This window comes from Arthrobacter sp. LAPM80 (assembly GCF_046736435.1).
Classification (GTDB): Bacteria; Actinomycetota; Actinomycetes; order Actinomycetales; family Micrococcaceae; genus Specibacter.
Genome location: NZ_JBCHVD010000002.1, coordinates 57828 through 78383 on the forward strand (window position 1 = coordinate 57828; position 20556 = coordinate 78383).

General features: G+C 64.4%; 19 protein-coding genes and 1 tRNA gene. 8 read left to right on the plus strand and 12 right to left on the minus strand.

The features are described from left to right. Positions 1–2 precede the first annotated feature (2 nt). From AAGW05_RS02635 to AAGW05_RS02645, 3 genes are read left to right on the plus strand one after another with little or no spacing between them, the layout of a single operon-like run. Positions 3–344: a DUF6457 domain-containing protein gene (locus tag AAGW05_RS02635; protein WP_411802920.1), complete on the plus strand. Its 342-nt coding sequence runs from the start codon at positions 3–5 to the stop codon at positions 342–344. A gap of 7 nt (positions 345–351) precedes the next feature. Beyond that, positions 352–1551 carry a molybdopterin molybdotransferase MoeA gene (locus tag AAGW05_RS02640; protein WP_411802921.1) on the plus strand — a complete coding sequence of 400 codons (1200 nt, stop codon included), beginning with the start codon at positions 352–354 and terminating at the stop codon, positions 1549–1551. Next, positions 1542–2426: an alpha/beta fold hydrolase gene (locus tag AAGW05_RS02645; RefSeq protein ID WP_411802922.1), complete on the plus strand. Its 885-nt coding sequence runs from the start codon at positions 1542–1544 to the stop codon at positions 2424–2426. Before AAGW05_RS02640 ends, AAGW05_RS02645 begins: the two co-directional genes overlap by 10 nt. A gap of 81 nt (positions 2427–2507) precedes the next feature. Here the strand turns inward: AAGW05_RS02645 and AAGW05_RS02650 are convergent, their stop codons facing one another. Then, entirely contained in the window at positions 2508–4835 is a 2328-nt protein-coding gene (locus AAGW05_RS02650) for an FdhF/YdeP family oxidoreductase (RefSeq protein ID WP_411802923.1), read from the minus strand. A 65-nt stretch (positions 4836–4900) separates the two neighbouring features. On the opposite strand from AAGW05_RS02650, the gene fdhD reads away from it, so the two are divergent. Then, positions 4901–5734: a formate dehydrogenase accessory sulfurtransferase FdhD gene (gene fdhD / locus AAGW05_RS02655; RefSeq protein WP_411802924.1), complete on the plus strand. Its 834-nt coding sequence runs from the start codon at positions 4901–4903 to the stop codon at positions 5732–5734. A 3-nt stretch (positions 5735–5737) separates the two neighbouring features. On the opposite strand, the gene AAGW05_RS02660 is transcribed toward fdhD, so the two are convergent. The 6 genes from AAGW05_RS02660 to AAGW05_RS02685 form a co-directional block, all read right to left on the minus strand. Next, entirely contained in the window at positions 5738–6118 is a 381-nt protein-coding gene (locus tag AAGW05_RS02660; protein ID WP_411802925.1) for a hypothetical protein, read from the minus strand. A 50-nt stretch (positions 6119–6168) separates the two neighbouring features. Continuing rightward, positions 6169–7584: a hypothetical protein gene (locus AAGW05_RS02665; protein ID WP_411802926.1), complete on the minus strand. Its 1416-nt coding sequence runs from the start codon at positions 7582–7584 to the stop codon at positions 6169–6171. A gap of 8 nt (positions 7585–7592) precedes the next feature. Beyond that, positions 7593–8423 carry a hypothetical protein gene (locus AAGW05_RS02670; RefSeq protein WP_411802927.1) on the minus strand — a complete coding sequence of 277 codons (831 nt, stop codon included), beginning with the start codon at positions 8421–8423 and terminating at the stop codon, positions 7593–7595. A gap of 230 nt (positions 8424–8653) precedes the next feature. Then, on the minus strand, positions 8654–9484 hold the full coding sequence (locus AAGW05_RS02675) for an amino acid ABC transporter ATP-binding protein (RefSeq protein ID WP_411802928.1): 831 nt from the start codon (positions 9482–9484) through the stop codon (positions 8654–8656). Then, complete coding sequence (locus tag AAGW05_RS02680; protein WP_411802929.1) at positions 9471–10130, minus strand: amino acid ABC transporter permease; 660 nt, start codon at positions 10128–10130, stop codon at positions 9471–9473. Before AAGW05_RS02680 ends, AAGW05_RS02675 begins: the two co-directional genes overlap by 14 nt. A 53-nt stretch (positions 10131–10183) precedes the next feature. Continuing rightward, on the minus strand, positions 10184–10984 hold the full coding sequence (locus tag AAGW05_RS02685; protein ID WP_411802930.1) for a transporter substrate-binding domain-containing protein: 801 nt from the start codon (positions 10982–10984) through the stop codon (positions 10184–10186). A gap of 299 nt (positions 10985–11283) precedes the next feature. Here AAGW05_RS02685 and AAGW05_RS02690 point away from each other — a divergent pair, with 299 nt between their 5' ends. Next, positions 11284–13182: an ABC transporter ATP-binding protein gene (locus tag AAGW05_RS02690; RefSeq protein WP_411802931.1), complete on the plus strand. Its 1899-nt coding sequence runs from the start codon at positions 11284–11286 to the stop codon at positions 13180–13182. A 41-nt stretch (positions 13183–13223) separates the two neighbouring features. On the opposite strand, the gene AAGW05_RS02695 is transcribed toward AAGW05_RS02690, so the two are convergent. The 5 genes from AAGW05_RS02695 to AAGW05_RS02715 all read right to left on the minus strand — a co-directional run bounded on the left by AAGW05_RS02695 (position 13224) and on the right by AAGW05_RS02715 (position 15900). Next, positions 13224–13634, minus strand: coding sequence for an NUDIX hydrolase (locus AAGW05_RS02695; protein ID WP_411802932.1), 411 nt, complete (start codon positions 13632–13634; stop codon positions 13224–13226). A 128-nt stretch (positions 13635–13762) separates the two neighbouring features. Further along, a complete protein-coding gene (locus AAGW05_RS02700) occupies positions 13763–14098 on the minus strand; it encodes a YnfA family protein (protein ID WP_411802933.1) in 336 nt (111 codons plus the stop codon). A 19-nt stretch (positions 14099–14117) separates the two neighbouring features. Further along, positions 14118–15056: an EamA family transporter RarD gene (gene rarD / locus AAGW05_RS02705; protein ID WP_411802934.1), complete on the minus strand. Its 939-nt coding sequence runs from the start codon at positions 15054–15056 to the stop codon at positions 14118–14120. An 85-nt stretch (positions 15057–15141) separates the two neighbouring features. Beyond that, positions 15142–15213, minus strand: a tRNA-Arg gene (locus AAGW05_RS02710). A gap of 60 nt (positions 15214–15273) precedes the next feature. Continuing rightward, positions 15274–15900: a hypothetical protein gene (locus AAGW05_RS02715; RefSeq protein WP_411802935.1), complete on the minus strand. Its 627-nt coding sequence runs from the start codon at positions 15898–15900 to the stop codon at positions 15274–15276. Between the two features lie 32 nt (positions 15901–15932). Here AAGW05_RS02715 and AAGW05_RS02720 point away from each other — a divergent pair, with 32 nt between their 5' ends. The 3 genes from AAGW05_RS02720 to AAGW05_RS02730 all read left to right on the plus strand — a co-directional run bounded on the left by AAGW05_RS02720 (position 15933) and on the right by AAGW05_RS02730 (position 20462). After that, positions 15933–16784 carry an inositol monophosphatase family protein gene (locus tag AAGW05_RS02720; protein ID WP_411802936.1) on the plus strand — a complete coding sequence of 284 codons (852 nt, stop codon included), beginning with the start codon at positions 15933–15935 and terminating at the stop codon, positions 16782–16784. A 131-nt stretch (positions 16785–16915) separates the two neighbouring features. Further along, complete coding sequence (gene pcrA / locus AAGW05_RS02725) at positions 16916–19495, plus strand: DNA helicase PcrA (RefSeq protein ID WP_411803186.1); 2580 nt, start codon at positions 16916–16918, stop codon at positions 19493–19495. 109 nt (positions 19496–19604) lie between these two features. After that, positions 19605–20462, plus strand: a complete 858-nt coding sequence (locus AAGW05_RS02730; RefSeq protein ID WP_411802937.1) for a hypothetical protein — start codon at positions 19605–19607, stop codon at positions 20460–20462. Positions 20463–20556: the final 94 nt, after the last annotated feature.

Below are 20556 nucleotides of genomic sequence, written 5' to 3' on the forward strand. Positions count from 1 at the left end.
AGTTGGAAAATCAAGACGAGGTTCTGCAGGCGTGGACACGGAAGCTGCTGGAGGCCTTTGAAATTGCCGACATCGACGTGGACGTCCACGCCGTGCTGAACCTGGCTGGTGTGGCCGCGCACTCGATCGTGCGCCCCGCAGCCCCGCTGACGACGTTCGTTGCCGGACTCGCCGCTGGCTTGGCCGCCGGATCGGGCCAGGCCAGTGATGCCGCGGCCATGAAGGCGGCGCTGGGGATGGCGAAGGCGCTGGCAGCCGCCGAGGTGCCTGCGCCGGCGGTGTCCGCCGAAGCCGGGGCCACGGAAACGGCCCCGGAAACCGCCGAAACACCAACAGGAAACTAGCGTTTCCATGGTGGAGCACGCCGAAACGGTTCTCCCGCACTCGTGGCAGGAAGCGCGCGAACGGGCGTGGGACGTGGCCCTGCCGCTGCCCGCACACCCCATCATGCTGGCCTCGGCCGTGGGCCGGATCCTCGCCGGCGACGTCTATTCGCGCCACGCCATGCCCCACTATGCCTCCTCGGCCATGGACGGCTGGGCCGTTGCGGGCAGCCCGCCCTGGATTCTCGCCGAACCGGGCGCGCAGCTGAGCCCCGGGCAGGCCGTGCCCATCGTCACGGGCGGACTTATTCCACGTGGTGCGAAGTCGGTGCTGCGCAGCGAATCCGGCACGCTTTCCACAGACGAGGACGGCCTGCCTGTCCTGGTGCGCGGCGAGAGGGCCCGCCCTGGGGAACCGAAAAACGGCCAACACATACGGCCCGCAGCCCAGGAGGCGGCTTCCGATGAACTCCTGGTCAAGGCCGGCACCACCCTCAACCCGGCCCACATTGCCCTTGCCGCCCTTGGCGGCCTGGACGAGCTCAACGTGCTCGGCAAACCTGCTGTGAAAATTGTCCTGACGGGAGACGAGGTCGTGGCCTCGGGCATCCCCGAGCCCGGATTTGTCCGCGACGCGTTTTCGCCTCAGCTCGGTGCGGTCGTGTCAATGCTCGGCGGCACTGTCGTTGGCCTGCAGCGGGCGGCCGACTCCCTTGCTTCCATGCTCGATGCACTGGCTGATGACGAAGACGACCCCGCCGACGTCGTCATCACTACCGGCGCAACCGGCCACTCCGACGTCGATTTCCTGCGCGAAGCGATCACGGCCATGGGCGGGACCTTCCACGTTCGGCACATTTCCATGAGGCCGGGCCACCCCACCATGCTGGCCGAATTGCCCGACGGCCGATTCATCGTGGGACTGCCGGGCAATCCGCTCGCGGCCATGGTGGGCCTGATCATGCTCGGTGCACCGCTGCTGGCGCGGCTGGGAAGCCTGCCCCGGCCCGCCACAACCGAGGTGGCCTGCGGATCTCCCATCAAGGAGTACCAGGGGCCCACCCGCCTCATGCCGTACCGCCTGGTCTACGGGCTGGCCTCCCCTTGCGCCTACACCGATTCCGCCATGATGCGCGGACTCGCCGCGGCCGACGGCCTGATGGTTGTGCCGCCGCATGGAGCGAAAATGGGTGAAACACTGACCGCGATGCCGCTGCCTTGGACTTAATTTTCACCTGCCCGGATGGCCGGGAACTGCACGGGACCTTCTTCGACGTGCCCGACGGCGTGGCGCGGCTGGGCACAGTGGTCATCGCCTCCGCCACGGCCGTGAAAGCGAACTACTACCACCGCTACGCCGCGTTCCTGGCAGTCAACGGGTTCGCCGCCGTGACCTTTGACTACAGGGGGATCGGGGCATCGAGGGGAGGCTCGCTGCGTGGCCAAAGGGTGCGGTGGTACGAGTGGGGCACGCTTGACATCGACACCGTGCTCGCCTGGGCGTTGGCGCAATCCGGCGGGCTGCCCGTGCACCTGGTGGGCCACAGCTTCGGCGGCTTCGGCGTGGGACTGGCCGGTCACGCGGCACGGTTGTCACGGATCCTCACCGTCGGGGCGCAGCACGCCTACTGGCGCGACTTCCGCTTCAGGCGCATGGCAGGCCACTGGGGCCGTGCCGTGCTCACCGTCCCGCTCGTTGCGGTGTTCGGGTACTTCCCTGCCAAGCGGCTTGGACTCATGGAGGACCTTCCTGCCGGTGTCGCCCTTGACTGGGCGCGCAGTCGCAAGGACTTTACGACGTCGGCCGCCGGCTACCGGCGCAGCGAGCTGAAGTCGCACCAGGCTGCGGTGACGGCACCCATCCTGGCGCTGGCGCCCGACGACGACTCCTACGCCACCCTCCCCGCCATGGAACGGGCTCTCGCATACACACCCAACAGCCGGGCCTGTGTCATCCACCTTCGCCCCGAAGACTACGGCGAAACCGGGCTTGGACACTTCGCACTGTTCCACAGCCGCTACAGGCACACGTTCTGGGAGCAGACGCTCGAATGGCTCCGCGACGGACAGTGGAGGGGCCAGTTCTGCCCACCCACGAACTGACCCGCAGAAAACGACGAAAAATCACGGTTGTGACGTGTTTTTCGCCGTTTACTGCGGGCTACTTGGTGGTTGGGTCGGTGCTCAGGCCACGGGCTCGAGCCGGATCACCACCGACTTGGATGTGGGGGTGCCGCTGACATCGGCCTTGGAATCGAGCGGGACAAGGACGTTCGTTTCAGGGTAGTAGGCCGCCGCGCAGCCGACCGGGGTGGAATAGGAAACCACACGGAAGCCCGGCGCCCGGCGGTCCACGCCGTCCTTCCACTCCGAGACCAGATCCACCATGGCGCCGTCGGCAATGCCGAACGCATCAAGGTCCTGCTGGTTCACGAAGACCACCCGGCGCCCGTTCTTGATGCCGCGGTACCGATCATCCTTGCCGTAGATGGTGGTGTTGTACTGGTCGTGGGAGCGCAGGGTCTGCAACAGCAGCCGGCCCTCGGGAACGCGGGGATATTCCAGCTCGTTGCCCGTGAAATGGGCCAGCCCCGACTCGGTGGTGAAGGTGCGGGAGTCGCGGGGACCATGCGGCAGCACAAATCCGCCGGGCCGCTCGATCTTGGCCTCAAAGTCCTCAAAGCCGGGCACCACGTTCGCAATGTGGGTTCGGATCAGGCTGTAGTCCGCCGCAAGGGCCGACCAGTCGGTGAGGGGCGCGCCCGGGCGGGTGCCGCCGTCGTGCGTTTCGAAAAGGAGCTTCGCGAGACGGCAGACAATCGCCACCTCGGAGAGCAGGTTGGCCGACGCGGGGGAGAGGCGCCCGCGTGAGGCATGCACGGCGCTCATGGAATCCTCCACCGTGACCCGCTGGTCGCCGCCCGCCTGCGTGTCACGTTCGGTGCGGCCAAGTGTGGGCAGGATCAGGGCCGAGCGGCCCGTGATCAGGTGCGACTTGTTCAGCTTTGTGGAAATTTGGGCGGTCATGGACAGCTTGCCCAGGGCTGCCTCGGTGACATCGGAGTCGGGGGTGGCGCGCACAAAGTTCCCGCCCATGCCCACGAACACCCCGGCCTTGCCGTCGCGCATGGCCTCGATGGCGGCGACCGTGTCGAAACCGTGGGGGCGCGGGGAGGCGAAGGAGAACTCCGCATCGAGGGCGTCGTGGAACTCCGCCGGCATGCGTTCGAAGATCCCCATGGTCCTATCGCCTTGGACGTTGGAGTGGCCGCGGACGGGGCACACGCCGGCGCCGGGCTTGCCGATGTTGCCCTGGAGCAACAGCACGTTGACCACGTCACGCAGCATGGCCACCGAGTGCTTGTGCTGCGTCAGGCCCATGGCCCAGCAAACAACTGTCGCCTTGGACGCGATCAGCCGCTGGCCCGTGGCCCGGATTTGTGCCTCAGTCAGGCCCGTGGCGGTCACAATTTCGGCCCAGGTGACGGCTTCGAGCTGTGTCAGGTAGTCGCCCAAACCCGTGGTGTGAGAGTCGATGAAGGCGGTGTCGAATACGCGGCCGGCGTTCGGCGAACCCGGGTTGCGCTGCTCCTCGAGCAGGAACTTGCCCAGCCCCTGGAACAAGGCCTGGTCGCCGCCGAGCTTGATCTGCAGGAAGTCATCGGCCAGTGCCGTACCTCCGCCCACGAGACCGCGCACCGTCTGCGGGTTCTCAAAACGCATCAGCCCGGCTTCGGGCAGCGGGTTCACAGCCACAATCACGGCGCCGTTCTTCTTCGCCTTTTCCAGGGCCGAGAGCATGCGGGGGTGGTTGGTGCCCGGATTCTGTCCGGCGATGATGATCAGCTCGGCCTTGTACATGTCCTCCAGCGACACCGAGCCTTTGCCGATGCCGATGGTCTCGGTCAGGGCCGAACCGCTGGATTCGTGGCACATGTTGGAGCAGTCGGGCAGGTTGTTGGTGCCCAGCCCGCGCACCATGAGCTGGTAGAGGAATGCCGCCTCATTGGAGGTGCGCCCGGAGGTGTAAAAGATGGCCTCGTTGGGATCGGCCAAGGCCTTGAGCTCATCGGCCAGCAGCCCAAGCGCACGCTCCCAAGTCACCGGGACGTAATGGTCGCTGCCTTCGGCCAGGTACATCGGATCCGTCAGCCGGCCTTGCTGGCCCAGGCGGAAATCGTCCCACTGACGCAGTTCGCTCACGCTGTGTTCTGCAAAGAACGACGGCGGCACGCGCCTCTTCGTAGCTTCCTCGGCGACAGCCTTGGCCCCGTTTTCGCAGAACTCCGCCGTGTGTCGCTTGTCGGCCTCCGGCCAGGCGCAGCCCGGGCAGTCGAAGCCGTCCTTTTGATTGACCTTCAGCAGCGTTTGGGCTGTGCGCGCAACGCCCATCTGCTTGATGGAGACCTCCATGGAGTGCAAAATGCCCGGAATGCCCACGGCCCTCTTCTGCACCTTGCCAACTTCAAGTTTCGCTTCATCAATGTTTTCGTGGGGCGCTTTGCCAGCCATGATGTGTCCCTTCACCGTTGAGGATCTAGTCTGATCATAGACGCATAAGCATTTGGGAGGATGTAGTGGGACGACTGGTTCAACGGGTTAAGGCCCTCAAGATTGACGTGGCCGGAGGCCGCCGCGTTGTACGCGAGGAGGCCTTGGCTGCTGAGGAGCCGCTGGAAATCCGGTTGGGGAACGAATCTTTCAGCGTCACCATGCGCACTCCCGGCGATGATTTTGACCTGGTGGCGGGTTTCCTGCTGTCCGAGGGCATCATTTTTGAGCCGGCACAACTGATTTCGTTGCGTTTTTGCGCCGGGGAGGACGAAAACGGACAGCAGACGTTCAACGTGGTCGAGGCCCAGCTGCGCCCTGACGTGGCAATGCCGCTGCCGGCGGCCCACCGCCACGTGACCACGTCAAGCGCGTGCGGGATCTGTGGCACCGCATCCATAGATGCAGTGCGCAAGTCCTCGCACTTCGGCATCGGCGCAGACCCTGATGAGCCGTTGATCGAAGCATCCGTGTTGGCCGGGCTGCCCGACACCCTGCGAGAGCAGCAAAAGCTATTTGAAAAGACAGGCGGCGTCCATGCTGCAGGCCTGTTCGCCGCCGATGGCGAACTGCTGAGCCTGCGCGAGGACGTGGGTCGGCACAATGCTGTGGACAAAGTGGTTGGTGCGGCGTTCCGGGACAAGCAGCTGCCGCTGGCCAACACCATTCTCCAGGTCTCGGGCCGCGCCTCGTTTGAGCTCGTGCAAAAGGCCGCGATGGCGGGGGTGCCGGTCCTCGCGGCCGTGAGTGCGCCGTCGTCCCTGGCAGTGGAACTGGCACAGGAGTCCGGGGTGACCCTTGTGGGATTCAGCCGCGGCAAAACCATGAATGTGTACACGCATCCCGGGCGCGTGGGCTGATCACTACTTGTTCGCGAACCCGCGGATGGCTTCGACGGTGGGGGATGGGTCAAGGCCAAGCGCATCAGGACGGATTCCGGTCTCCTGGGCACCCTCCGGGAAAACGTAGAAATAGACCGGGCTGAGTGGTTTGAGCGCCCCTGACGCGCTGGAAAAAGCCCTGAGTGAATCTCCAAGGACGGTTTCCAGTTCGGCGGTCGGGGACGCTGTGACACGGACTGTGATCGTGGCGCCCATTCCGCCCGGATCCGTGTACCTGACGGTGCTCGTCACAACGTTTGGAACAGCATCCAGACCAGCAGTGGCATTCGTGACAAAGGTGTCCCCGGCCGCTTGAGGGGTGCTGGCGCCGCATGATCCCAAGAGCCACGTTAGAAGTCCCACAATTATGACAGTAGCAATTTTTCGTAGCATTCTCTTCCTCATCATGGCCCCTAGCGGCTGAAAGCAACGTCAACGGCTGAGACCTTGGAGGGGTCCTCCGTCATGAACCTCTGGGTTGACTTGCTGTTTTCAAAGTCTGCGATGCCGGAGTATTTTGCTGTCTGCGTCAAGTCTGCCCTATAGGTGTTCTGGTCGTGCATGGCAGGGACGAATTCCCCAGGGGAGCCGTTGAACGCGGGATTGTCGGTATAGACAATGTTGACGTTGGGCGGCTGGTGGTAGACCTTGCCCGAGGCTAATAGTCCTTGGCCGTCGAAAAGTGGAACTATATCGTGAGTGTGGGCAATGGCCAGGTAATTGATGCCGGGATCAATTGCATAGGGCTGGGTTGGTGACCCGGCGGTCAGTACGTTGGTCACATTGAATTTTTGTGTGAACGACTTATCTGTTGCCAGTTCCTGGGCGATCATGCCCCCCTGGCTGTGGCCAACCAACATCACCGGCGCATTCGAGGGAATACCAGCATTCGCCATGGCCTCGGCAACAGCTTTGCTCGCGGCCGAGGATTGACCCGAGACAAGCCTAAGGTTGCTCGTGTAGTCCAAGGGGTTCTTATTTCCATTGGCTGAGTTGGTTTCCGTACCGGGCACGTTCACGATGTATGCGAATGATCCATCAGGCTGTTCGACCTTGACGATTCGTACGCTGGCGCTTTGATTTCCGTCGGCGTCCGTGGCTGAGTAGGCGCCCAGTACCCCGTCGAAGATTTTTGCCACGCTCGTTGGCTGCTGCAATGGGACATCACTGCTGTGCCCGACAGCAGTTGGGGTTCCCACCTTCGGCTCGGATTCCCGGAACAAGTTCAGGTTGACCAGGCCCCCCGTCACGTTGGTGACGCTTGCGTCCACCAAGCCACCGCCCACGAGTATAACGGAGGTAACCACGGACAAGAGCGACGGCGGATCTCCCCACAAGGGTTGGAAGGGCAGGGAGAACAGGTGTGCCAGGTTGCCGAAAACGTTTGCATTCGCCTGAAAAATTGGGCTGGCCTTGATCTCCTCACGAAGCCAACCGAGCCCGTCCTTGACCACGTCGACCGCGCCGGCAACACCGTCCTTGACGCCGTCGACCACGTTGCCGACACCTTCGGTGACGTCATCCCACAGGTCCTTGGCCCCGTCGATCAGCTCGGCCAAGGGACCGCCGCCGTCCACTGCGCTGGCCCGTTCCTGCTCTTCGATGTTGCGCAGCACCACCGCGGCCAGATCCTGAAGTTCCCTGGCCGTTTGCTGCAGGCGGCTGCGGTTTCCCGGCCACTGCGCTCTGAACCGCTGGCTGTCCGGGCCCTGCCAGCCGGTGCGTGAAACGGTCTGGTTCAGCTGCGCTGTTGCCCCGTCCAGCTGGTGCGCCGAATTTTTCAGCAATTTGACGAAGTCGCGGCAGTCCTGCGGGTCAAGCCCCTGCATTCCGGCGGTCATTGTGTGTTGCCCGTCCCGAGGGAGGCCAGTGCGTCGTGCGCCCCGACCACGGCAAAGAGGAGTTCGTTGGCAATGTGTCCCGCGGGAACCTCGGTCAGGCGCAGCTCGGGGTTGTCGCCCCCGCGGGTTGCCACCGAATACAAATGGTCGTCCTTCACCGACCACATGCCGGCCCAAACCCGGTTCGGGTGGCCCTGTGCCGCCGTCACGACGCTGAGGGTGATGTTGGCGTCCTCGTCATTGACAAGGCTTGCGGCCGGTTCGGCGAGGGTTGCCGGGCCGGTTCCGGCGCCGAGAACCACTGCCGGCTCCGCATCCATCGGCGCGGCGTGCGCCGCTGCCCGCACAACGTCCAGCGGCGGCAGCAGGCGGGCCGTGGCACCCCATACGTTTTCCTCATCGAACAAGGTGATTTCCAGGCTGTCCTCGCTGCCGGTGATGACGGTGCCCTGCCCGCGGCGTTCTGACAGGTGCCGCTGGTGGCAGGCAAGCCCGCGCCCCGCCCGCAGCCCCAGCACACTGGTGGTGCTCACGCCGTTGTAGGTGGCCCGGGCCGTGACCGTGATGGGTGCCGTCAGAAGAAGTGCGACGGCGCCCGCCCACTGCCGTGCCACCTCACCTGCCGCCGGGGACATGCCGAGTTCGTTCAATTCAGCCCATCCGGCTGCCGCGGCTTCCTCGGTCAGGGGAGTTGAACGGATGCCCTCCGCCGGTGCTGTGGCCAGTCCCAGTGTGGCGCTTGTCGCTTCGCACAGCAGCTGCCAGGCGGCAGTGCTGAGCTGGACCCGGCGTAAAACGATCGGGCGCGGTGTGGCTGGAGCAGTCATGGAATTCCCCTGGTGCAAGGTCGGAGTGCCCTCAAACGAAGGGCAAAGGGAGCAACTCTGTTCCAAGATACGGTACGGCTGCGGCGTCCGCGATGGGTTGTGCTGCCCATGGCCCGATTGTGACGACTGCCGGGGTAATCGGCAGCACCGGGTGTCCGCCAGGCGTGCCGGAGACCGCTGTGGTTCAGTCCCTGGTGGAATCATCCACCGCCCGCAGGATGAACCGACGGCTAGTTTTCGCGCAGGAGCCGGCCCACGAAGGCCTGGGTGCGTTCTTCCCGCGGGTTGCGCAGCACCTGGCTGGCCGGGCCGCGTTCGACCACCACCCCGCCGTCCATGAACACCACCTCGTCCGCCGTCTGCCGGGCAAAGGCGAGTTCGTGGGTCACGATCACCATGGTCCAGCCCTCGTCCGCGAGCTCCTTGATGACGGCAAGGACGTCGTCCACCAGCTCCGGGTCCAGCGCGGAGGTGGGTTCGTCAAAGAGCAGCAGCTGCGGCTTCAAGGCGAGCGCACGGACAATGCCAACGCGCTGCTGTTGGCCGCCCGACAGCTCGAACGGGTACGCGTCGCGCTTCTCCGCCAGACCCACCCGGGCCAACAGTGCCTCAGCGTCGGCCACGGCCTCCGCGCGCGGACGCTTGTGAACCTGGACGGGGCCCTCGATCACGTTTTGCAGGACGGTCTTGTGCGGAAACAAGTTGTAGTGCTGGAACACCATGGCACTGCGGTCGCGCAGCGCGGCAACCTCCTTGGGTGTCACCTTTTCATCAAAGTCCAGTGTCAGTGCAGGCAAGGGACGTTCGACGCCGGGGCCCCCGCCGCTGCCTGCCGCACCATCGGTGGTGGTGCCGCGGGCACCCACGGTGACCTGCCCGGCGTCGGGCATTTCAAGGCCGTTGAGGGAACGCAGGATGGTTGTCTTGCCGGAGCCCGAGGGGCCGATGAGCGCCACAACCTTGCCGCGCGGGACATCCAGGTCGATGCCGCGCAGCACCGTGTTGGTGCCGAACGACTTGGACAGGCCGCGGACCTGAAGGACTGAATCAGTGGGCGACATAGCGGTCCAACCTCTTTTCCACCCGGGTCTGGGCAGTCGACAAAACAAGGCAGATGGCCCAGTAGATCAGGCCGGCTTCCAGGTACAACAGCATGAACTCCTCGCTGAACGCGGCAATCTGCTGTGCCACCCTGAACATCTCGGTAACAAGGATCAGGGATGCAAGGGACGTGTCCTTCACGAGCGATATGAACGTGTTGGACAGCGGCGGGACCGAAACGCGGGCGGCCTGGGGCAAGATGATCCGCAGCAGCGTCTGGTTGCGCGACATGCCGATCATGTGCCCGGCCTCCCACTGCCCGCGCGGCACAGAGAGGATGGCCGCCCGGATGACCTCGGCCGCGTAGCCGCCAACATTCAAGGAGAAGGCGATGATGGCGCTGGGCCAGGGATTGATCATGACCCCGATGGCAGGAAGTCCGAAGAAGATCACGTACAGCTGGACCAGCAGGGGGGTCCCGCGGATGACCGACACATAAACACGTGCGACGCCGTTGGCCAGCCTGTTGTTGCTGATGCGCATGACGGCGACAAGCAGTGCGATCAGCAGGCCCAGGGCGAAGGATGCTAGTGCCAGCGGAATGGTGCCCTGGACGGCGCCAAGGAGCAGGGGCCCTAGAGAACTCCAAAATAAATTAAAGTCCATGGCTGAACTCTAACCCCCGATCTTTTCGATAATGGTGCGGCCCGGCCGCCGGGTCAACGGCTGACATCCTGGCCAAAGTACTTTTCGCCGAGCTTGGCCAGGGTTCCGTCGGCGGACAGCTGTTTCAGGGCAGTGTCGACGGCGCCTGTCAGCGCAACCGAGCCCCTGCGGAGGGCAAACACGGAGTCCGACGTGTCGGTGGTCGTGGCGGCGATTTTCAGCCCGGAGTCGGGATTGTTCTTCAGGTAGTCAAGGACTGTGAGCTTGTCGTTGACGAGGGCATCAACCCGGCCGTCCTTCAACAACGACACAGACTGCGCCCAGCCCTCTACGGCCTCGACCTTCGCGCCGCTGCTCAGGGCCAGTGTGTACCAGTTGCTTGTCAATGACTGTGCCGTGGTTGCGCCCTTCAGGTCCGTGAACGCCGTGATGCTGGTGTTGTTGTCCCTGACGACAATGACGCCGCGGGAGACTGTGTACGGGATGGACAGCTCATACTTTTCGACCCGGGTGGGGTTCACCGAGACCTGGTTGGCTATCGCGTCGAAGCGCTTGGTTGTCAGCCCGGCAAAGAGGGAATCGAACTGGGTTTCCGCAAAGTTCGCCTTCACGCCGAGCTTTCCCGCGACAGCCGTGGCAACCTCGACGTCGTATCCGGTAAGTGCGCCGGTGCCGGACGCGTGGAAGGTGAACGGCTTGTAGGTGCCCTCCGTGCCAAACACCATCTCGCCGGACTCCTTCACGCTGCCCAGGGACGTGTCGGCCCCGGGCGTTCCGCCTGCGCCGCCGCACGCCGCCAGAACCAGGGATGCCGCGGCCAACAGGCCAGCAAGTCCAACGCTGCGACGGTTCATGCGGTGGTGTTCCTTTGCTGTGGGGGATCCGTCCGGAGGAAGGATCCGCGGGGATGCTTGGCTCGGCCCGTCCATGACTGGAGGCTACTACTGGGCAACCCGGAAGGAGCGGCAAATATTTCGGATCAGGGGACAATTGTGACGCATGTGATGTCTCTCTCCAGGCCCGGGTGGGCCCTCGCTGCTGAGGTGGCGGCAGCCCGGCGTCGTACTCCGGCATTCCTCCGGTGGGGAATGCCGGTGTCGGTGCCGGACGTTAGGCTTATAGCTTGGCCTCTTAATGATTAAGGAACACACGCATGAGTATGGAAGGCGCGGCCTGGAGCTCACTTTGGAGCACCATGCGCTCGGACAAGTCCAACGGCGGCATCGCGAAGGACACCCTGCGCCGGACAATTCTTTTCGCCAAGCCCTACAGCCGCAAGCTGCTGGTCTTTGTGGTGCTGTCGGTGATATCGGCGGCGCTCGCTGTAGCCACCCCGGTGCTGGCCGGACAGGTGATTGACGCGATCGTGGCGAAAACCGCCGTCGACGTGGTGGTGAAGCTTGCGGTGCTGATCGCGATTGTCGCGGTGCTCGACGCAGGCCTGTCGCTGGTGATCCGCTGGATCTCGGCGAACCTTGGCGAAGGCGTCATCCTTGACCTGCGCACGGCGGTCTTTGACCACGTGCAGCGCATGCCCATCGCGTTCTTCACCCGGACCCGCACGGGCGCGCTTGTCAGCCGCCTGAACAACGACGTCATCGGTGCCCAACAGGCTTTTTCCGGCACACTGTCGGGCATTGTTTCAAACTCGGTCCAGCTCATTCTGACGCTGATCGTCATGCTGAACACATCCTGGCTTGTGACACTGCTGGCCATTGTCCTGCTGCCGATCTTCCTCATGCCTGCGCGCCGTTTCGGCCGCAGGCTGGCCGGGCTGCGCCGCGAGGCCGCCGATCTGAACGCCGACATGAGCACCCAGATGACCGAGCGATTTTCTGCACCGGGGGCCACCCTCGTGAAGCTTTTCGGCCGCCCCGCCGATGAATCACGCGAGTTTTCCGCCCGCGCCAGCCGGGTCCGGGACATCGGCGTACGCACGGCCATCATGCAGTTCGTGTTCTTCACGGCCCTGATGCTGGTCTCCTCCCTGGCGTTGGCACTCGTGTATGGCCTAGGTGGCGCGCTGGCCATCGGCGGTTCGCTCAACCCGGGCGACGTCGTCGTGCTGGCCCTGCTGCTGACCCGCCTGTACGCCCCGCTCACCGCCTTGGCCAATGCCCGGGTGGACATCATGAGCGCGCTTGTCAGCTTCGATAGGGTCTTTGAGATCCTGGATCTTAAGCCCCTGATCACCGAAAAGCCCACCACAACCGCCCTGCCCGACGGGCCGCTGGGCGTTGAATTCAACAATGTGCGCTTCGCCTACCCCTCGGCTGACAAGGTCTCGCTCGCCTCGCTGGAGGACGTTGCCGTGCTTGACAGCCGCGGCGGCGAGGAGGTCCTGCACGGGATTTCCTTCAGGGCCGAACCGGGGCAGACCATAGCGCTGGTGGGCTCCTCGGGTGCCGGAAAATCCACCATTGCCCAACTGGTTTCCCGCCTGTACGACGCCGACTCCGGCACCGTGACCCTTGGCGGCGTTGACGTTCGGGACCTGTCCTTCGACGGGCTGCGCGCAGGGGTTGGCATGGTCACCCAGGACGGGCACCTGTTCCACGAAACCATCGGATCCAACCTGCGCCTGGCCAAGCCGTCGGCAACGGACGCCGAGATTTGGGATGTGCTGCACAGGGCCCGTCTGGAAGATTTCGCCAAGGCCCTGCCGGACGGCCTTGACACCGTGGTGGGGGAGCGCGGCTACAGGCTTTCCGGTGGCGAACGCCAACGCCTGACCATCGCCCGGCTGCTGCTGGTCCAGCCCGCCGTCGTAATTTTGGATGAGGCCACGGCGGCCCTTGACTCGACGAACGAGGCTGCGGTCCAGGCAGCGCTGACCGAGGCCTTGGAGGGGCGGACAGCTCTTGTCATTGCGCACAGGCTCTCCACCATCCGCTCGGCCGACGTCATCCTGGTGCTCGAGGCTGGACAGATCGTCGAACGCGGCACGCATGAGGAACTCATCGGCGCGGGCGGCCGCTACGCCGAGCTGCACGACACCCAGTTCGCCCAGGCAGTGGCCGCCGTGACCGATGCGGCGGATACGGAAGACTGACCCGTCGTCCTTTCGTTCCTTCCCGGCGTCACAGCTGCGGATTAGGGCTGCCGGAGGCGGGGGAGGACGTACTCGGTCAGGAGCGGGGCGAGGTCCCCGAAGTCCTCGGCACGGGCCGGGTCCATCCAGCGCAACTCGGCGATTTCCGCCGTCGGGCGTATTGTTTCGGCGTCCCAGCTGCCCGGGGCGGTGAAAACGGTGGCCTCGATGTCAGTGTTGGACTCGTTGGCGGCAGTGCCCGTCCAGATGCCCAAGAGTTCCAGTTCGGCGGCGGCGATCTCGATGCCGACTTCCTCGGCCAATTCACGCACGCCGGCCTCGGCAGCACTTTCACCCTGCTCTGGCTTGCCGCCGGGATGCATGAACTTGGTGGTGCCCTGCTTGCGCACGGTCAACAGCCTGCCGTCGGGATCGTAAACGCAGACAGCTGAGACCTTGAGGATATTTTTCACGCCTTCGATCCTATCGGTGCACGGTTCCCCACTATTCCCGCATCGAACGTACATTAGATGGCAATGTTTGTTGCGGACATTGGCATCTAATGTACGTTCGCGGGTAGGGGTGGGTCAGGCCGGGTGGGTCAGGCGGCGCGCGGGGCGAACATGATGACGCTGACGCCCGCCAGCGCGATCAGTGCGCCAATCACGTCCCAGCGATCGGGGCTGAACTTATCGAAGATCATGCCCCAGATCAGGGATCCGGCAATGAAGACACCGCCATAGGCAGCCAGGACCCGGCCAAAGTTCGCGTCGGCCTGCAGTGTGGCGATGAATCCATAGGCGCCAAGGGCCACAACGCCCAAGGCTGCCCACCACCAGGCCTTGTCCTCGCGCACGGCCTGCCAGATCAACCAGGCCCCGCCAATCTCGGCCACCGCGGCAAGGGTGAACAGGATGGCGGTCTTCGTGATTGTCATGGCACCATTCTCCCAAGAATCACAGGCCGGGAACGCGCGAGGATCGCCGGCCATCAAGACCGAGGAGGAGCAGAGCCACCAAGATGGGCCCATACGTCAGCAGCGAGGACCACCCCAGGCTCTCGCCTAGAAGGACTGAAACTCCCACCAGCAACACCGGCTCAACGTACCCCAGCAGCCCGAACAGGGACAGCGGCAGCCACTTGCTGGCCAGCAAATACAACGCCATGGCCAGGCCGCCGAGCACGCCGATGGCCCCGACGGCCCACATGCTGGCGGAACCGGCGCCGAAACCGGCGCCAATCCCGTGCGGGCCCGCCACAATGAAATAGACGCCCACCGGCAGCAGGACCAGCAGCTCAGCGGCAAAGGCAGCCAGGTTGTCGAAGCCGATCCTGCGCCTCAACACAAAGTAAATGGGGTATCCAAGGCACACCAGCAGGGTCGGCCAGGCCAGCCCGCCGGCCGAGAACGCCTGGTGCGCCACACCGACGGCAGCCGCGGCGACCGCCACCTTTCGCAGCGGGCTGAGCCTGTCGGCAAAGAAGACCCGGCCCGCCAGCACCATCGTCAGCGGCAGCAGGAAGTAGCCAAAGGACACTGACAACGCCATGTTGTTCAGCGGTGCCCACATGAACAGCCACAGCTGCACGCCCACCAGCAACGCTGCAAGCACCCCCAACAGGGCCAGGGAGGGCCGACGTCGGACCCTCATCGCCAGCGAGCGGGCTTCGGCACGCGCCGTGGGCATGAAGGGCAGGATCACCGACAGCGTGGCAAGGGTCAGGACGATGCGCCAGCCGAAGATTTCCTCGGCACCCCAGCCCGGCAACAGTCCCGCAAGGAGGAAGATGACGGCGAAAAGGACGGATGCGGTGAGAGAAACCGCCACGCCGCGCCCTGACGTAGGGACGGGGTTGGGTGGGTGTGAAGAAACCGGGCCTGTGCCAGGGGTCATGGGCCGTCCTTGCTGTCTGCAACAGAACCCGCGGCCGGCCTCAAAAAAGGCGGCCGCGGGTTCGATTAATTGCGGGCATTAAAAGTGCCCCCGCCGGGGATCGAACCCGGATTTGCCCTTTAGGAGAGGGCTGTCTTATCCATTGGACTACAGAGGCGCGTCACCCAGCCTAGCGGAACTGGCAACCAAGCAAAAAACGAGTGCCTGAATCCGGCCCCTAGACCTGTGCCACGGCCTTGCTCCGCTTGCGTCCGAGGAAGAGCGCAACACCTATTGTCGCAAGGCTCAGGACCAGCAGCAGCCAGCTCAGCGAGACAAGGGTCGAGGCCAGGGAAACCGCACCGAGATCGAGGATTTTGGCGCCGAGCATGGTGTCAATGGCCACGTTTGTCCAGAGCTGCACCACGGCGAACAGGACCGGGACAACCCACATCATGCGGCGCAGCGACTTCTTGGCCACGTTCATGGCGATCACCGTCAAGGAGACGATGCCGAACACCAGCGGGAACAGCATTCCGGCGGTCTTGTGCACGAATTGCAGCTGGCCCAGGGCGTCGGAGTCCATGGCTGTGCGCAAAGCCTCAACCTGGGAAACGTCGAAACCGAAGATCATGGAGTCCGGCATGGCCAGGCCGTTGGAAAGATCCGTCATCTGGTTCAGGGTCAGCAGGTGCAGGTACCCGAAGAGGAACAAGGTGGCCACCGAACCGGCAATCAGGAGCATGTTGGCGTTGCCCTGCGCCTTCTGCGGGGAACGCTGGGTGCTGGTGTTGAGCGCGGGAGTGGTGGGGGGTGTGGCGGTATTGCCATGTTTTGCCGCACGTTGGGCGGGAGTCTTAGCCATGAATCCATTATCGCCCAGATTAGGCTTGGCCCATGGCAACAGATCCCAGCTCCGCGACCAACGACGCCGATTTGGCGGCGAAACTCATCCGCCACGCAGGTGCCCTTGCACACTCCATCCGTGCGGAGGGCTTGGCCGAGCTCCGGGCCGGCAGCTTTACCAAGAACAATGCCGCCGACTTCGCCACGTCCGCCGACTTTGCTGCGGAAAAATACCTCTTCGAACAACTGCGCCTCGCCCGCCCCCACGATTCCATCCTCGGGGAGGAGGGTGCCGTGCATGAAGGCACCTCGGGCCGGTGCTGGGTCGTTGACCCCGTCGACGGGACTTACAACTTCGCCAGCGGATCGACGTATTGGTGCGTGGCACTTGCCCTCGTGGAACCTCCGACATTTCAGGATTCAGGCACGACGACGGACCCGCTCGCCGACGCTGAGGTGCTGTTGGGCGCCGTGTACCAGCCACAGGAAGACAAGCTGTGGATGGGTGGCACGGCGCACCCGGCCACCCTCAATGGGCATCCGATCAGCGTGGACCCGAGCCAGAACATCAGGCAGTTGTCCGCCGGAACGTACATCCACCCTGGCTGGCTTGCCCGGCCAAGGGCGGCCCTGCCGTGGCAGCAGGCCGCCGTGCTGCCGGAAACGCTGCGCATGCTCGGCGCTGGATCGTGCGACCTGGCCCGGGTGGCCCAGGGGGAGCTGGGTGCCTGGTTCCAGCACAGCTGCCCGGCCTGGGACTGGCTGCCGGGGAAGGGGATCGTCCGGGCGGCGGGCGGGGACACCGCCGTCGTTGCGGTCAATGGCCTTGATTGGTTCGTTGCCGGACCCGCCGGCGCCGTGGTCCAGCTCAGGGCGGCACTGGAACGCGGCGCCCTTCCCTGACCCGCAGGCCACAACCGTTGAGGTTGGAGATAATGACGCCTCGCACCGGGGCTGAGGCGTCATTATCGCCAACCTCACCGGGCGCGCGGGGATTGTCAGCGGGGCGAACTACACTGGATGGCACCATGGATATGTTGTTTGACCCTTACCCGCAAAAGCCCAAACCCACGCACAGTGCAGGTACCGGGCTGCCCGCCTGGCGGCACTTTGAGCAGGACGATCCCGGCGCAGACATGCCCGAGCACGTCAGCAACGGCCCGTCGTCTGGTGGCGAACCGGCCGGTGAACCGGGCGCGGAGCCGCACCACGACCCCGACCATAGGGACGCCGGATTTGGCGGGAACCAGGACCACCCGGGAACCAGCCGCTGGCCGGATCCTGACGGGCTGCTCGAGGGCATGAACCCGCAGCAGGAAGCGGCCGTGGTGCACTCCGGGACACCCCTGCTGATCGTGGCCGGGGCCGGTTCGGGCAAAACCCGGGTGCTCAGCCACAGGATCGCGTACCTGCTGGCCACCGGGCAGGCACACCCGGGCCAGATCCTTGCCATCACCTTCACCAACAAGGCTGCCGCCGAGATGCGTGAACGCATCGAGGCGCTGATTGGCGACGCCGCGAAGTCCATGTGGATTTCAACATTCCACTCCTCGTGCGTGCGGATCCTTCGCCGCGAGGCCAAGACCATCGGGCTGAACTCAAACTTCTCCATTTATGATTCAGCCGATTCTCTGCGGCTCATCACGCTCGTGTCCAAGGGCCTTGACCTTGACCCGAAGAAATTCGCGCCCAAGGCCATCATGCACAAGATTTCGGCCTTGAAGAATGAGCTCATTGACGAGGAGGAAAACGCCCTCAATACCAATCACAATGAGCCCTTCTCCGCCGCAGTGGCCGAGGTCTATAAGGGTTACGCCCAACGTCTGCGCCAGGCGAACGCCATGGACTTTGATGACCTCATCGCCCAAACCGTGTACATGTTCCGGGCCTTCCCCGGCGTGGCCGACTACTACCGCCGCCGCTTCCGGCATGTGCTCGTTGACGAGTACCAGGACACCAACCACGCCCAGTACGCCCTGGTGCGGGAAATCGTGGGCACCGACGACGGCGGCACGGGGGCCCCTGCCGAGCTGACGGTTGTGGGCGACTCCGACCAGTCCATTTATGCCTTCCGCGGCGCCGACATCCGCAACATTGTGGAGTTCGAACAGGACTACCCCTCCGCCGAGACCATTAAGCTGGAGCAGAACTACCGCTCCACACAGAACATCCTGACCGCTGCCAACGCCGTGATTTCGCGCAACCCCAACCGCCGCGAAAAGCGCCTGTGGACGGCCGAGGGCGACGGCGAAAAGATCATCGGCTACGTTGCCGAGTCCGAACACGACGAAGCAAGGTTTATTGCCAAGGAGATTGACAGGCTCCAGGACGAGACAGACATCCGCCCCGGCGATGTCGCGATCTTCTACCGCACCAACGCCCAGTCACGCGCCATCGAGGACATCCTTGTCCGCGTCGGCCTGCCCTACCGTGTGGTGGGTGGCACCCGCTTTTATGAGCGCAAGGAAATCAAGGACGCCCTCGCCTACCTGCGTGCCCTGGTCAACCCGGACGACGACGTGAACCTGCGCAGGATTCTCAACGAACCCAAGCGCGGCATCGGCGACCGTGCCGAAGGCGCCGTGGCTTCCCTCGCGGAGCGCGAAAGGATCTCCTTCTCCGCTGCCCTTGCCCGGGCCGAGGAAGCGCCCGGCATTGCCTCACGCTCCCTGAACGCCGTCAACAGCTTTGCGAAGATGATGTCAGATCTCGGCGAGGTTGCCGCCTCCTCCAGCCCCGCCACAGCGCTGGAAGCCGTCCTGGAACAGACCGGCTACCTCGAGGCGCTGCGCACCTCAACCGACCCGCAGGACGAGTCACGCGTGGAAAACCTGGCCGAGCTTGTCGCCGTCGTGCGTGAATTTGGGCAGGAAAACCCCGAAGGGACGCTGGGTGAGTTCCTCGAGCAGGTTTCCTTGGTGGCCGACGCCGACCAGATCCCCGATGCGCCCGGCGGGTCCGAAGCCGAGGCGGCGGCCGCCGTCGCGGAGGCCAAGCGCTTGGGCGTCGTGACGCTCATGACCCTGCACACGGCCAAGGGGCTGGAATTCCCCGTCGTGTTCCTGACGGGCATGGAGCATGGCATCTTCCCGCATTCACGCTCCGCAACTGATCCGAAGGAACTGGCCGAGGAGCGCCGCCTGGCGTATGTGGGGCTGACCCGTGCGCGCAAGCGCCTGTACCTGACGCGTTCGGAAGTGCGCAGCCTCTGGGGTCAGAGCCAATACAACCCGGCCAGCCAGTTCATCGAGGAGGTGCCGGCCGAACTTATCGAGTGGAAGCGCGAGGGCACCGCCAGGATGGCACCGGCTGCCGGCAACTTTGGCAGCAGCCGGTACTCAGGTTCCTCGTGGGGTGCCGGAACGGCGGTGGGTGGGCTGGATTCGGGCTCCCTGCCGCCGAGCATTTCTCTCCGGACTGCCGCAGGACGTGTGCAGCCGCAAAAGGAAGTCGTCTCGGTCAGTGTGGGAGACAAAGTCAACCACACCTCATTTGGCACGGGTGTGGTGCTGGAAGTCAGTGGTGCGGGGGACAAATCCGTGGCGAAGGTGCGTTTCGAGATTGGTGAAAAGCGGTTGTTGCTGCGCTACGCGCCATTGACACTGGAAGAGTAAAAACCAGGCACGGGACCTGGGCCTATATTTTTTCCAGGATCAAGAACGTTACGATTCCTTCTGGAACTCATCCCGCCTACTTTCATAATCACATCATTTGAGGAACGTCATGGTCTCGCGTCCCCGTTGGTCTTACACCATGGGCTTTTTGCTGGCTCGGGTGCCTGGACTGGTCTCCGTAGGGGTGGTTTCACTGCCTGCGCAGGCGGCAGGCACCGCTGCGGCCCGGGTTCTTGTTGGACGGCGCAGCCCTTTGCGTTCCGCGGCAGCCCTGCTGGCTGCGGCCGCCGTCGCGATGCTCACCGGGTGCATCACGGTGCCGGTGGGAGACGGGCAACCGGGCGCAAGCGATGGACCCACGGCTCCCCTGACCTACGCGGACAGACTGAAGGCGACGCCCGTCAACGCCCCGACGGGGGATTCCGGCGCGACTGAATTGCCGCAGTTTGTCACGGACTCACGCAGCATTGCCTGTGTTTTCACCTCCTCAAGAGCCGGGAATCTCAACCAGCCGTGGGAGCCGAACAACTTCCCGGACCAAGCCAATGCCGCGGCGCCGCTCGTCCCGGTGGTCAACTGCCAGATGGCCCGCTATCCACAGGTTCAGGCGGGCGCCCGGCACGAGGACTGCGCCGGAACAAACATCGGCTTCCTTGGAGGTACGGCCCTGCTCACTCCCTACGCTGCCACTTATGGCGCCTGCCGGGCCGGGGTCACGGCCGTCGAGGCGGCCTTCGGCCCCCGCGGAATCGTCAATCAGGTGATGGGTGCCATCCCCGTACTGCCCCCGGGCAGTGCCATTGAGGCCCAGGGTTACCGCTGCGCCCCGATGGACGACGGCGTTGCGTGCGCCAATCTGGCCAGTGGCGTCGGTTTTTTTGTTGCCGAAGGAAAATACGAGCTTTTCGGTGCGGTCCCTGCCCCAGACGCTTCGCAACCCGCGGCGCCGGGCGCAACCGCGGGCTGAGCCCAGCCTCCCGTGGCGAAGAAACGGGCAGGGAACAGCAAAAAGCAGGCCAATACCCAACCATTTCTGCGGCGCTCCCGCATGGATGGATAAA